Origin of the sequence: Aliivibrio logei, from assembly GCF_001691055.1 — a bacterium.
GTDB classification, from domain to species: domain Bacteria; phylum Pseudomonadota; class Gammaproteobacteria; order Enterobacterales; family Vibrionaceae; genus Aliivibrio; species Aliivibrio salmonicida.
Genome location: NZ_MAJU01000013.1, coordinates 107,336 through 121,796, shown reverse-complemented (window position 1 = coordinate 121,796; position 14,461 = coordinate 107,336). Strand labels below are relative to the sequence as shown.

12 protein-coding genes are annotated in these 14,461 nt (G+C 40.6%); 7 read left to right on the top strand and 5 right to left on the bottom strand.

Annotation, left to right across the window (positions count from 1 at the left end):
- Nucleotides 1–104: 104 nt before the first annotated feature.
- The gene (gene brnQ, locus A6E04_RS13725; protein WP_017020417.1) at nucleotides 105–1,418 is read right to left on the bottom strand and encodes a branched-chain amino acid transport system II carrier protein; all 1,314 of its coding nucleotides are present in this window, start codon (nucleotides 1,416–1,418) and stop codon (nucleotides 105–107) included.
- Between the two features lie 288 nt (nucleotides 1,419–1,706).
- Here brnQ and A6E04_RS13720 point away from each other — a divergent pair, with 288 nt between their 5' ends.
- On the top strand, nucleotides 1,707–2,411 hold the full coding sequence (locus A6E04_RS13720) for a tRNA1(Val) (adenine(37)-N6)-methyltransferase (RefSeq protein WP_065611636.1): 705 nt from the start codon (nucleotides 1,707–1,709) through the stop codon (nucleotides 2,409–2,411).
- 88 nt (nucleotides 2,412–2,499) lie between these two features.
- Nucleotides 2,500–3,750, top strand: a complete 1,251-nt coding sequence (gene srmB / locus A6E04_RS13715) for an ATP-dependent RNA helicase SrmB (RefSeq protein ID WP_012549367.1) — start codon at nucleotides 2,500–2,502, stop codon at nucleotides 3,748–3,750.
- Between the two features lie 241 nt (nucleotides 3,751–3,991).
- Here srmB and fbaA read toward each other — a convergent pair whose 3' ends face one another.
- From fbaA to tkt, 4 genes are all read right to left on the bottom strand, one after another.
- Nucleotides 3,992–5,068: a class II fructose-bisphosphate aldolase gene (fbaA, locus tag A6E04_RS13710; protein WP_012549366.1), complete on the bottom strand. Its 1,077-nt coding sequence runs from the start codon at nucleotides 5,066–5,068 to the stop codon at nucleotides 3,992–3,994.
- Nucleotides 5,069–5,222: 154 nt separating this feature from the next.
- Nucleotides 5,223–6,386 (bottom strand): phosphoglycerate kinase, encoded by a 1,164-nt coding sequence (locus A6E04_RS13705; protein ID WP_017020416.1) that lies wholly within the window; start codon nucleotides 6,384–6,386, stop codon nucleotides 5,223–5,225.
- 166 nt (nucleotides 6,387–6,552) lie between these two features.
- Entirely contained in the window at nucleotides 6,553–7,572 is a 1,020-nt protein-coding gene (gene epd / locus A6E04_RS13700) for an erythrose-4-phosphate dehydrogenase (protein ID WP_012549364.1), read from the bottom strand.
- Nucleotides 7,573–7,711: 139 nt separating this feature from the next.
- Nucleotides 7,712–9,706: a transketolase gene (gene tkt / locus A6E04_RS13695; protein ID WP_065611635.1), complete on the bottom strand. Its 1,995-nt coding sequence runs from the start codon at nucleotides 9,704–9,706 to the stop codon at nucleotides 7,712–7,714.
- Nucleotides 9,707–10,092: 386 nt separating this feature from the next.
- Here tkt and metK point away from each other — a divergent pair, with 386 nt between their 5' ends.
- The 5 genes from metK (at nucleotide 10,093) to gshB (ending at nucleotide 14,418) form a co-directional block, all read left to right on the top strand.
- Entirely contained in the window at nucleotides 10,093–11,247 is a 1,155-nt protein-coding gene (metK, locus tag A6E04_RS13690) for a methionine adenosyltransferase (protein ID WP_017022762.1), read from the top strand.
- Between the two features lie 116 nt (nucleotides 11,248–11,363).
- Nucleotides 11,364–11,849: a SprT family zinc-dependent metalloprotease gene (locus A6E04_RS13685; protein ID WP_023604094.1), complete on the top strand. Its 486-nt coding sequence runs from the start codon at nucleotides 11,364–11,366 to the stop codon at nucleotides 11,847–11,849.
- A 99-nt stretch (nucleotides 11,850–11,948) separates the two neighbouring features.
- Entirely contained in the window at nucleotides 11,949–12,653 is a 705-nt protein-coding gene (locus A6E04_RS13680; RefSeq protein WP_023604093.1) for an endonuclease, read from the top strand.
- Nucleotides 12,654–12,716: 63 nt separating this feature from the next.
- The gene (gene rsmE, locus A6E04_RS13675; RefSeq protein WP_023604092.1) at nucleotides 12,717–13,448 is read left to right on the top strand and encodes a 16S rRNA (uracil(1498)-N(3))-methyltransferase; all 732 of its coding nucleotides are present in this window, start codon (nucleotides 12,717–12,719) and stop codon (nucleotides 13,446–13,448) included.
- A 13-nt stretch (nucleotides 13,449–13,461) separates the two neighbouring features.
- A complete protein-coding gene (gene gshB, locus A6E04_RS13670; RefSeq protein WP_023604091.1) occupies nucleotides 13,462–14,418 on the top strand; it encodes a glutathione synthase in 957 nt (318 codons plus the stop codon).
- Nucleotides 14,419–14,461: the final 43 nt, after the last annotated feature.

Sequence of the window (14,461 nt, the reverse complement as noted above, 5' to 3'; positions counted from 1 at the left end):
ACGAATAAGAGCTAATGTGACCCAGTTAGAACATTAAATATCTAACAAGTTCAGCATTAGCTCTTAATAGAAGAAAAGCAAGAAACTCTATTATCTAGAGATAATTACACCTCTTTAGTCACTAACTCGTCTTCTTTCTTACCAATAAAACGAACAATGATAATTGACGCAAACGTAGGGATAACCCAAGCCATACCGCGATCAAACATTGGTAGCATCGAGAATGCCGACATATCTGCACCCGCTACTTTCGCCGCATCTAATACAGCAAAGCAAGTTGCAACAGTAACAACGACACGGTATGCCAGACGAGGATTCGGCATCATATGACGCAAAAATGCTAAAACAATCAGAGCCATCGCAATAGGGTAAAGTAGGAATAATACTGGTACCGATAGTGCAATAAGCTGAGTGAGACCAACATTAGCCACAATAGCGCAAGCCACACCAACAACAATAACCCATGTTTTATAAGTCACCTTACAAATTGAACTAAAGTAATCAGCACAAGCGGAAATAAGACCGATAGCCGTCGTTAAACAAGCAATCATGACTATAATAGACAATACGATTTGGCCAGAAGAACCAAATAGCGCATGAGTATATGCAGTTAAAATCTCACCGCCATTTGTTGCACCAGGAGCAACAGAGCTAGACGTCGCACCAAGGTAGAATAAAGAGACATAAACAAATGCTAGGCCTAATGCCGCAATACAACCTGCAGCAGTTAAATATTTAGTGGTCGCTTTATGATCTGTAATGCCTTTCTTTTTTAATGCATCAATCATTAAAATACCAAACATTAACGCACCAAACGTATCCATGGTGTTATAACCTTCAAAGAAACCAGTCGTTAATGGTTGATTGATATAGTTACCTGTTGCTGCAACAATCTCACCTTGTGGATTAACAAATACCGCAATCGCTAAAATGATTAAACCAATGAATAATGCTGGCGTTAAAAACTTACCAATCGTATCGATAAGCTTACCTTGCGACCAGGCAAAAAACATTGCGATTGAGAAGAATGCGATTGAGAATAGTGTTAATGATATTTGTCCGGCATCAGCAGACATAAATGGTTTTGCAGCCATTTCATAAGCAACTAAACCTGTACGAGGGGCAGCAAATGCAGGCCCAATGATAACAAACATCAAAATAGCCATAATAATCGCTACTTTTGGTGGTAAATCACGAGTAAGTTGCTGCCAAGATCCACCAGCTACACCAATAGCAATAATGGTCATAAGAGGTAAACCTACCGCAGTAATAAGGAACCCTCCCATTGCACTGTAAACATGTTCACCGGCCATCTGACCTGCAATTGGTGGAAATATAATATTGCCTGCACCTAAAAAGAAGGCAAAAAGCATAAAGCCAACGGCTATGATATCGGTTAGTTTTAGTGATTGTTTCACAGAAAACCCTTCTTATAATGTTGTGTGTTTGATTTCGTATTTTTATATCTTTTTTGATATTTATTTAAGAATAATGACCAATTAATCATTAAATCGCAATAGTGTAGATAAAAACACCATAATATATACAAACACAACCTACCAAGCAGTTTAATACCCTGTTTTATAGGCAAAAATAAGAACCATAATTCAATACTTAAGCATTTAACAATAGATCTAAAATAGAACAATAAACCACTTAACATAAGAAACACAAAATTAACAACTATAACTATAAATGAGCATCTAATGAATAAAGGCTTCACTTTCAAACAGTTCCATATCAATATTGGTCTATGCGGAATGCCAGTAAGCACCGATGGCGTGCTTCTTGGTGCTTGGGCTAATATTGAACAAAGCAAAAATATTTTAGATATTGGCTGCGGAACGGGGTTATTAAGCCTTATGAGTGCTCAGAGAAATGAAAATAGTCATGTTGATGCGGTAGAGTTAATGCCTCTTGCTGCTGAAGTTGCTTTACAAAACTTTGTTCAAAGCCCTTGGAAAAGCCGTTTACACTTAATTCATCAAGATATTCTTCATTATCACCCAGCTCATTTATATGACGCTATTATTTGCAATCCACCTTATTTCAATAATGGTGAGCAATCACAGAAAGGCGAACGCTCAATTGCCCGCCATACTGATAGCCTACCTTTTGATAAATTATTAAAATGCTGTAAGGCATTAATGTCCTCTAAAGGGCGTGCAAGTTTCATTCTTCCATTCATTGAAGGTAATCAATTCATTGAAATTGCTAAAAAACACAGTTTTCACCTTACAAAACTAACAAAAATACAAACCACAGAAAAAAAAGATGTTTCTAGATTATTGATTGAGCTATCAATTTTTCCTTATATTTATCAAGAGACTACATTAATAATCCACAGTAAAGATGGTTATAGTAATGACTTTATTCAGCTCACTAGACACTTTTATCTCAATATGGCTTAAAAGATCGGTGATCCGTCTCTAATAAATCACTATAATGTCTGGCTAATATCATATTTATACTCTTTAGACCTGAACGGAGAATCTAACAGTGATCAAAACGTTTGCTGATCTCGATCTATCCCCTAACCTACTGCGCGCTCTTGAGGAGATTGGTTATCAACGTCCAACTCAAGTTCAGGCTATGGCGATCCCTGAAGCATTAGAAGGTAAAGACATCCTTGCTTCTGCTCCAACTGGAACTGGTAAATCTGCGGCTTTTTTACTGCCCGCTTTACAGCATCTTGACGATTTTCCTCGTCGTGATCCAGGTCCTGCGCGTGTATTAATCCTAACGCCAACTCGTGAACTTGCTATCCAAGTTGCGGATGAAGCTCGTGAATTAGCTAAATACACTCACCATAAAGTATTTACTATCACTGGTGGTATCAGCTACCAAGAGCACGCTGACATTTTGGCAAGAACTCAAGATATTGTGGTAGCAACGCCAGGTCGTTTAATGGAGTACATCGAAGCTGAACGTTTTGATTGTCGTGCCATTGAAACCCTGATCCTTGATGAAGCCGACCGTATGTTAGACATGGGTTTTGGTCCTGTTGTTGATCGTCTTTCAAAAGAGTGTCGCTGGCGTAAACAAACCTTCTTGTTCTCTGCAACATTAGAAGGTCGTGGTGTTGATGGTTTTACCGCTGATCTATTAAACGAACCAGCAAAAATTGTCGCAGAACCATCGCGCCGTGAACGTAAGAAAATCACTCAGTGGTATCACCGTGCCGATAGCTTGCCACATAAAATAGAATTACTGAAAAGCATTCTAACGAACCAAACTGAGCGCGCGATTGTATTTGTAAAAACTCGTGAGCGTCTTGCTGAACTTCGTGGTCACTTAGAAACAGCTAAGATTTCATGTGCTTGGTTACAAGGTGAAATGCCTCAAGAAAGCCGTAACAATGCAATTTCTCGTTTCCGTGATGGTAAAGTTAACGTATTGATTGCTACAGATGTTGCTGCTCGTGGCATCGATTTACCCGATGTTAGTCATGTGATTAACTTTGATATGCCTCGTACAGCAGATGTATATTTACACCGTATCGGTCGTACTGCTCGTGCAGGTAAAAAAGGCAATGCTGTTTCTTTGATTGAAGCACATGATCAAAAAATGATGGAACGCGTTGGCCGTTACGTTAAAGAAGAAGATGAAATTATTAAAGAACGCTTTGTTGAAGGGTTAAAACCAACACATAAAAAAGCGGTATTTAAGAACAAACAAAAGAAAAATGCGAAGAAAAAAGCGGTGTTAGCAAAGAAAAATGCACCAAAGAAAAAGAAGAAGAAAAAGTAATTACATAAACCCCGTTAACTAAAGCATTACGCTCTAGATACAATAAAAGCAGCCTGTATTTTTACAGGCTGCTTTTTTATTGGAAGTCACTTAGGTACTAAGAACAAGAACGCTTCGGGTAAAAGTCAGAGCTAAAGACTTGTTCCTAAATCCTCGCCTCTAGTCCCTTTTTTACAAACATAAAAAAACCCGCTAATCAGCGGGTTTTTATTAACTCAATTCGAGCGGTCTATAATAAAAATTATAGTACGTCGATTGCGTTAAGGTCAGCAAATGCTTTTTCAAGACGCGTAACCATAGAAGCTTGACCTGCACGTAACCAAACGCGTGGATCGTAGTACTTCTTGTTAGGCGCAGATTCGCCAGTTGGGTTACCGATTTGACCTTGTAGGAAATCACGGTTTTCAGCTTCGTATGCACGAACGCCATCCCATGAAGCCCACTGAGTATCAGTATCGATGTTCATTTTGATAACGCCGTAACCGATAGATTCTTGGATTTCTGCTTCAGAAGAACCAGAACCACCGTGGAATACGAAGTTAAGTGCATCAGATGCGATACCGAATTTCTCAGCACAGTAAGCTTGAGAATCACGTAGGATAGTTGGAGTAAGAACAACATTACCTGCTTGGTAAACACCGTGTACGTTACCGAAAGATGCAGCGATAGTGAAACGTGGGCTGATAGCCGTTAGTTTCTCGTATGCGTATGCAACATCTTCAGGAGAAGTGTAAAGCTCAGATGCGTCCATATCAGAGTTATCAACGCCGTCTTCTTCACCACCAGTACAACCAAGTTCAATCTCGATTGTCATGTTCATTTTAGCCATGCGCTCTAGGTACTTAGCACAAGTTTCGATGTTCTCTTCTAGAGACTCTTCAGAAAGGTCTAGCATGTGTGAAGAGAATAAAGGCTTACCAGTTTCAGCGAAGAATACTTCACCAGCGTCTAGTAGTCCGTCGATCCATGGAAGAAGTTTCTTAGCAGCATGGTCAGTATGAAGAATAACTGGAACACCGTAAGATTCAGCAACTGCGTGAACGTATTTTGCACCCGCTACAGCACCAAGGATTTGTGCACCTTGGCCTTCAAGTTTAACGCCTTTACCAGCGAAGAAACCAGCACCGCCATTAGAGAACTGAACAACAACTGGTGCTTTAGCTTTAGAAGCAGCTTCAAGAACAGCATTGATAGTATCAGTATTCACTACGTTTACCGCAGGAAGAGCAAATTTGTTTTCTTTTGCTACTGCAAATACTTTCTGTACGTCGTCGCCAGAAATAACACCAGGTTTTACAAAATCGAAGATCTTAGACATGGAAGTAGTCCTATTTATTCTATCGTTTTAAAATTAAAAAACTTACGTTCAAATTTTTGCAAACGTTTGCTCACAACTTTTTCTATTGTATCAATAAACATTAGTGGCAACAAACGTAAAAAGCGGGAATGTTCAATTCCCGCCCTTTAAATAATTACGCTTTAGCACGCTCTTCAAGCATTGCTACTGCAGGAAGTACTTTACCTTCAACGAACTCAAGGAATGCACCGCCACCTGTAGAAATGTAAGAAACGTCAGCTTTGATTCCGAACTTATCGATAGCCGCTAGCGTATCACCGCCACCCGCAACAGAGAAACCTTCAGAATCAGCGATTGCTTTAGAAATACCAGCAGTACCTGCTTCAAAGTTTTTGAATTCAAATACGCCAACTGGGCCATTCCAAAGAATTGTTTTTGCATTCTTAATGATGTCAGCTAGAACCGCTGTTGAATCAGGACCAAGGTCGAAGATCATGTCGTCGTCTTGAACGTCTGCAACGTTTTTGATTTCAGCTTCAGCGTTTTCATCAAATGCTTTTGCACACGCAACATCAGTAGCAACAGGGATTGCACACTCTACCATCAGTTTTTTAGCCGTTTCAACTAGGTCAGCTTCGTATAAAGACTTACCTACGTTGTGACCTTGAGCTGCGATGAATGTGTTCGCGATACCACCACCAACAACAAGTTGGTCAGCAATTTTAGATAAAGACTCAAGAACCGTTAGCTTAGTTGATACTTTAGAACCACCAACGATTGCAACAAGTGGACGAGCAGGATTGTCCATTGCTTTGCCTAGTGCTTCAAGTTCAGCAGCTAGAAGAGGACCAGCACACGCTACAGGAGCGTTCATGCCAACACCGTGAGTTGACGCTTGAGCACGGTGAGCGGTACCAAATGCATCCATTACGAAGATGTCACATAGTGCTGCGTATTTCTTAGAAAGCGCTTCTTCGTTCTTCTTCTCGCCTTTGTTAAAGCGAACGTTTTCAAGAACAACTAGCTCACCAGCATTTAATTCAAGACCATCTAGGTAATCTTTAGCTAGTTTAACGTCACAATCTAGTGCGTCATTTAAGTAGTTAACGACAGGAGCTAGAGAGAACTCTTCGTTGTATTCGCCTTCCGTTGGACGACCAAGGTGAGAAGTAACCATTACTTTTGCGCCAGCTTCTAAGCAAAGCTTAATCGTTGGTAGAGATGCAAGAATACGTGCATCAGAAGTTACTTTGCCATCTTTTACTGGTACGTTTAGGTCAGCACGGATAAATACGCGTTTACCTGCAAGTTCCAGGTCAGTCATCTTGATTACAGACATGTTGTGTCCTCTCAATTAAATAATAAAAAGCTTTCAAGCTCGGCATCATTGCCAAACCGATTAAATTCTTACTGCATTATTCAATAAATAGGGATGGAGTTCACTTTTTTCAAGGTGAAAATTAATCTTTTTTCTCTTTCCATCACAAATTATTTGATTGATGCTTTTATTTTTTCATTACTAATGCGGTATCTAGCATCCGATTAGCGAAGCCCCATTCGTTATCACACCAAACCAGCATTTTAACTAAATGCCCGTTACTCACTCTTGTTTGTGAACCATCGACAATCGCGCTATGGGGATCATGATTAAAGTCGATAGAAACAAGTGGCGCTTCAGTATAATCAACAATGTTATGTAATGTACACTGAGATGCATTAACAATGGTTTGATTTATGTCATTAACTTTCACATTTGTATTAATTGTTACACTTAAATCCATCGCAGTGACGTTTACCGTCGGTACTCGCACAGAAATAGCCTCAAATTTGTTGGAAAATTTCGGAAAAATTCGTTCAATACCTTTATGCAGTTTTGTATCTACTGGAATTATAGACTGGCTTGCTGCTCGAGTTCGACGTAAATCAGTATGATACGCATCAATCACGGGTTGATCATTCATCGCAGAGTGAATCGTCGTAATCGTGCCAGACTCAATACCAAAAGCATCATCAATCGCCTTAATCACTGGGATAATACAGTTAGTAGTACAAGACCCATTAGAGACAACTCTATGCTCAGGAAGCAATGTGTCATGATTAACACCGTAAATGATAGTGTTATCTAAATCTGCGCTTCCTGGGTGTGAAAATAAAACCTTTTTAGCACCCGCATCAATGTGCCTCTCGCCATCCGCTTTAGATCCATAAACACCAGTACAATCCAGCACTAAATCTACTTGCAATGATTGCCATGGCAAAAGAGAAATATCGGCTTGATGCACAATACGAATTCGATCTTGAGAGCCATTAGGTAAATCAATATAAAGATATTCTTGATCATGGGTGACTTTATGCAGAAAACGTCCATGAGTTGAATCGTATTGAAGAAGGTGCGCCATTCCTTCTGGTTGTGATAATTCATTCACAGCCACGATTTCAATTTGATCACGCTTACCACTTTCATACAAAGCACGTAATACACTACGACCAATTCGACCAAATCCATTTATCGCCACTCTTAACATAATTCCATTCACTCAGATTTATTTGTCCTCTATTGTACTCTTTTCACTTTTTTCTTAAAGGATCAAAAAAGCGAAGCCACCTTTCGATAACTTCGCTTTTTATTCAATCACTCGCTTTTATTAAGCGAATAACTCTTGATTAAGCTAAAAGCTCTTTTGCTGTTTTCACTGCATTTTCAGTAGTGAAACCAAACATTTTGAATAGCTCATCAGCAGGTGCTGATTCACCAAACGTTGTCATACCGATGATCTTGCCACCGAAACCAACATACTTATACCAGAAGTCAGCAATACCCGCTTCAATAGCAACACGTTTTGTTACTGCTGATGGAAGTACTGATTCACGGTAGGCTTCATCTTGCTTATCAAATGCATCTGTTGCTGGCATTGATACAACACGTACCGCTTTCCCTTCCGCTGTAAGTTGAGCCGCAGCTTCAACTGCAAGTTCAACTTCTGAACCAGTAGCGATAAAGATAAGCTCAGGTTGACCTTCACAATCCTTCAGGATGTAACCACCCTTTGCGATATTAGCGACTTGCTCTGCATCACGATCTTGTTGTGCAAGGTTTTGACGAGAGAAGATCAGAGCCGTAGGACCATCACGACGTTCAATCGCTAGTTTCCAAGCAACTGCAGATTCAACTTGGTCACATGGACGCCATGTGCTCATGTTCGGAGTTAAACGCAGTGAAGCGATTTGCTCAACCGGTTGGTGAGTTGGACCATCTTCACCTAGACCGATTGAATCGTGTGTGTACACTTGGATGTTCTGAATTTTCATCAGTGCAGCCATACGCATTGCGTTACGCGCGTATTCCATGAACATTAGGAACGTTGCGCCATAGGGTACGAAACCACCGTGCAGAGCGATACCGTTCATGATTGCTGTCATCGCAAATTCACGTACACCGTAGTGAATGTAGTTACCAGAGAAATCATCAGCGGTTAATGATTTAGAGCCAGACCACATCGTCAAGTTAGACGGTGCAAGGTCAGCAGAGCCGCCCATGAATTCAGGTAACATTGCACCAAACGCTTCTAGTGCATTTTGCGATGCTTTACGTGATGCGATGTTTGCAGGATTAGCTTGAAGATCAGCAATGATTGCCGATGTTTTTTCTTCCCACTCAGCAGGTAAACCACCGTTGATACGACGCTTATATTCAGCAGCGAGTTCAGGGTGTGCAGCAGCGTAGGCATCAAATTTAGCATCCCAAGACGCTTCTTTTGCTGCACCAGCTTCTTTTGCATCCCACTCAGCAGCGACGTCTGTTGGAATTTCAAATGCGCCGAACTCCCAACCTAATGCTTTCTTAGTTGCTGCAATTTCATCAGCACCTAGTGGAGCACCATGACAGTCGTGTGTGCCTTGCTTGTTTGGAGAACCGAAGCCAATCACTGTTTTAGTACAGATCAACGTAGGACGAGGATCCGCTTTTGCTGCAATGATTGCTGCATTGATTGCGTCAGCATCGTGACCATCAACCGCAGGAATTACATGCCAACCGTACGCTTCAAAACGCTTAGGAGTATCGTCAGAGAACCAACCTTCAACTTCACCATCGATAGAGATACCGTTGTCATCCCAGAAAGCAACAAGCTTACCAAGACCTAATGTACCCGCTAAAGAACATGCTTCGTGAGAGATACCTTCCATTAGACAGCCATCGCCCATGAATACGTATGTATTGTGGTCAACGATGTCGTGGCCTTCACGGTTAAACTGTGCAGCTAATGCTTTTTCAGCCATTGCCATACCAACGCCATTAGTGATGCCTTGGCCTAATGGACCCGTTGTTGTTTCAATACCTGGTGCATAGCCGTACTCAGGGTGACCTGGAGTTTTAGAATGCAATTGACGGAAGTTCTTTAAGTCTTCGATAGACAGGTTATAACCTGAAAGATGAAGCAGAGAATAAATCAGCATAGAGCCGTGGCCGTTAGAAAGAATGAAACGGTCGCGATCAGCCCACTCTGGATTCTGTGGGTTGTGATTTAGGTGACTACGCCATAATACTTCAGCGATGTCTGCCATGCCCATTGGTGCACCTGGGTGACCAGAATTTGCTTGTTGTACACCGTCCATGCTTAAAGCGCGGATTGCATTTGCTAAATGTTTACGTGAAGACATGCCTGCTCCTGAGAATTCGAAGGACTATATATTTATTGAGCTAGTTAACTCTTGATTAGTTACCCATATTTATGGATTAACTTAAATTTGCAGCGCCGTATTGTCGCAAAGCCTAATAGTGACTGCAAACGTTTACTTAGCAAATAAAGCGCTTTTTTTCACGATTTTGACAGAAAACCTTGTTTCTGTAGATAAATCCAATTGCAGAACGCAAACGATTGGTTATGTCTTATATTTATTTTCTTACCCCAAATGAGTTGTAATTAATCAAATTTTCTCTATTATGGCCGTCTAGATGGAAGAACACCTACACTGTTAAACGTATAGACTTATATATACTGTGGGTATTTTCTAAAAATTTATTACCTATAGAAGTGGAGCTCATCATGGCTAAACACCTATTTACCTCTGAATCAGTATCAGAAGGTCATCCAGATAAAATTGCCGATCAAATTTCAGATGCCGTACTTGATGCGATCTTAGAACAAGATCCCAAAGCACGTGTTGCTTGTGAAACGTACGTAAAAACTGGCATGGTTATGGTCGGTGGTGAAGTAACAACTTCTGCATGGGTTGATATCGAAGAAATCACTCGTGAAACCGTTCGTGAAATTGGCTATGTTCATTCTGACATGGGCTTTGATGCTAACTCTTGTGCTGTATTAAACACAATTGGTAAGCAATCTCCTGATATCAACCAAGGTGTTGATAAAGAAGATCCAAAAGAACAAGGCGCTGGCGACCAAGGCATCATGTTTGGTTACGCAACGAACGAAACACCAATTTTAATGCCTGCACCGATTACTTACGCACACCTTCTTGTTAAACAACAAGCAGAAGTACGTAAAAGCGGAAAATTGGATTTCCTACGCCCAGATGCAAAATCTCAAGTTACTTTTCAATACGACCAAGGAAAAATTGTTGGTATTGATGCTGTTGTACTTTCAACTCAACACAGTGATTCAGTAACGACTGCGGATCTTCGTGAAGCAGTAATGGAAGAAATCATCAAGCCAGTACTTCCTCAAGAATGGTTAAATAAAGAAACAAAATTCTTTATTAACCCAACAGGTCGTTTTGTTATCGGTGGCCCAATGGGTGACTGTGGTCTTACTGGTCGTAAAATCATCGTAGATACTTACGGCGGCGCAGCTCGTCATGGTGGCGGTGCATTCTCTGGTAAAGATCCATCAAAAGTTGACCGTTCAGCAGCATACGCAGCACGTTATGTAGCGAAAAACATCGTTGCAGCTGGCATGGCTGACCGTTGTGAAATCCAACTTTCATACGCTATCGGTGTAGCTGATCCAACATCTATCATGATTGAAACATTTGGTACTGAAAAAGTATCTCACGACATCATCATTGAATCGGTTCGTCAGCACTTTGACTTACGTCCATATGGCCTACAAGAAATGCTTAACCTTCTTCAACCAATCTACAAGAAGACGGCAGCATACGGTCACTTCGGTCGTGAAGAATTCCCTTGGGAAGCGACTGATAAAGCAGACATCCTTCGTGATTTCGCTGGTATTAAGTAATTCAAGACTTAAAAACTCTTTAAAAAAGGAAGCTTCGGCTTCCTTTTTTGTTTTCTAGCCCCATATACTCTTTATAGTTAAAAGCGTTAATGTGATATTCAAGATAAAGAGATTCAATGACCCCACTTCAACAAGCATCCGTAGCCAAAGCGCAACAGTGCATTCAACAGGCATCCACTTTTTTTAATCGCCCTTTTTCCTTACCCGCGATTAATTTTATTCAACGTGGAAAAATAGCAGGTACAGCACGACTTCAAGGTTGGGAAATTCGTATTAACCCTATTCTCTTAGAAGAAAATCAGCACACCTTTGTGAATGAAGTGATCCCTCATGAAATTGCCCATTTAATTACGTTTAAACTGTATGGTCGAGTAAAACCACATGGTAAAGAGTGGCAAGGTATAATGAATCAAGTCTTCAATTTACCAGCCCGAACTACGCACAGTTTTAGCGTTGAATCAGTAAAAGGAAAAACCTTCCCGTATCGCTGTAAATGCACAACACATGAATTAACGGTCCGTCGCCACAACCGAGTCCAACGAAAAGAAACTCAATACCTTTGTCGACAATGCCAGTCACCATTAAAGATGGTCAAAAAATAGCCTTTACTATCATTAACTTCTATTACTCAATTTATCTATAAAGAGCTTTAACAATAAGCTACTCTTACTGCATTAATACAATAATCAGTAGTGTACTTTATGAAATTAATTCGCTTAGTTATCAGTCTTATTGCTATCAGTTTCACTGTTAATGTAATGGCAGCACCTCCTTCTTCTTTCTCAAAAGCAAAAAAAGAAGCCGTCAAAATCTATCTTGATTACCCAACCTCCTTTTATTGTGGCTGTGACATTACGTGGAAAAATAAAAAGAAAGGGATCCCTGAATTAGAAAGCTGCGGATACCAAGTCCGTAAACAAGAAAAACGAGCCAGTCGTATTGAGTGGGAGCACGTTGTTCCAGCATGGCAATTTGGTCATCAACGTCAATGTTGGCAAAAGGGTGGTCGTAAAAATTGCACTAGAAACGACAAGCAATTCAAATCAATGGAAGCCGACTTACATAATCTAGTGCCTGCGATTGGTGAAGTAAACGGGGACCGATCCAATTTCCGATTCTCACAATGGAATGGAAGCAAAGGCGCTTTCTATGGCCAATGTGCTTTTAAAGTCGACTTCAAAGGCCGTGTTGCCGAGCCACCAGCACAATCTCGTGGTGCCATTGCCCGAACGTATCTTTATATGAATAACGAATATAAATTTAACTTATCAAAAGCACAGCGACAACTTATGGAAGCATGGAACAAACAGTATCCAGTATCAACTTGGGAATGTACTCGTGATGAGCGTATAGCAAAAATCCAAGGCAATCATAATCAATTTGTTTATAAAGCATGCCGTAAATAGAGGTTGAAAAAGCACGTATTACCCCCCATCCTTAACCATAAGATAGATAAAGAAAAGTAGACCATGAGAATACCTAGAATCCACCATCCTGAAACCCTTCCATCACAAGGGAAAGTAAATTTAAGTGATGATGCAGCCAACCACGTTGGACGCGTTATGCGAATGAAAGAAGGTGAAGCTGTATTATTATTTGATGGCAGCGGCGCTGAATTCCCTGCAACCATTACCTCTGCATCAAAGAAAAGTGTTGAAGTGGAGATCAATGAACGCATAGAGCGTAGTATTGAATCACCATTGAATTTACATTTAGGGCAAGTTGTTTCTCGTGGTGATAAAATGGAATTCACCATTCAAAAATCGGTAGAACTCGGTGTTAATGTCATTACTCCTCTGATTTCAGATCGTTGTGGCGTAAAACTCAATAAAGAACGATTTGAGAAGAAACTCGAACAATGGCAAAAAATTGCAATCGCCGCTTGTGAACAATGTGGACGTAATACTATTCCTGAAATTCGTCCAATTATGTCATTAGAAGAATGGTGTGCTGAAGAATATGAAGGACTCAAATTAAACCTTCATCCAAGAGCCAAATATTCGATTAACACCCTACCAGAACCTGTTACTAATGTTCGTTTGTTGATTGGTCCAGAAGGCGGTTTGTCGTCTGAAGAAATTACCATGACAGAACAATATCAATTTGAAGAAACGTTGCTTGGTCCTCGGGTTTTAAGAACCGAAACCGCAGCACTTACTGCAATTACAGCCTTACAAGTTCGTTTTGGCGATCTTGGCTAACTGGAGAAACACAATGATCAAACTCGGTATCGTAATGGATCCTATTTCATCCATTAACATTAAAAAAGACTCTAGCTTTGCCATGATGCTTGAAGCTCAAAAACGCGGCTGGGAAATCCATTACATGGAAATGGCCGATCTTCACCTAGACCAAGGTAAAGCGGTTGCCGATACTAAAGTTGTTGAACTAAAAGAAGATCCTACTGGTTGGTACGAATTCAAATCAGAGCAGACGATTGATCTTGCTGAACTTGATGCAGTCTTAATGCGTAAAGATCCTCCGTTTGATACAGAATACATTTACGCGACCTACATTTTAGAGCGTGCTGAAATTCAAGGTGCTCTGATTGTAAACAAACCACAAAGCTTACGTGATTGTAATGAAAAACTGTTTACCGCTTGGTTCCCAGAACTGACACCAACAACGCTAGTTACTCGTAAATCAGACAAAATTAAAGCGTTCCGCGAAAAACACGGCGACATTATTCTTAAGCCGCTTGATGGTATGGGTGGTGCATCAATTTTCCGTGTGAAAGCAGGCGATCCAAACGTGTCGGTTATCATCGAAACACTCACTAACCACGAACAAAACTATTGCATGGCACAGACGTTTGTTCCTGATATTAGTAATGGTGATAAACGTATTCTAGTAGTTGATGGTGAACCAATGCCTTATTGCTTGGCACGTATCCCTGCAAAAGGCGAAACTCGTGGTAATTTAGCCGCTGGTGGTACCGGTGAAGCTAGACCACTCAGTGAAACCGATTGGGCCATTGCAAATGCGGTTGCTCCGACCCTAAAAGAAAAAGGACTTATTTTTGTTGGCCTTGATGTTATAGGCGACAAATTAACCGAAATTAACGTTACCAGTCCTACGTGTATTAAAGAGATCGAAGCCGCTTTTGATATCTCAATTACAGGAAAATTAATGGATGCAATAGAGCGTCGCATTAATGAGAAGTCAGCTTAAGTAAAATCACCTAAGCTAAAGATAAGCAGTGGGAAATCCCCCA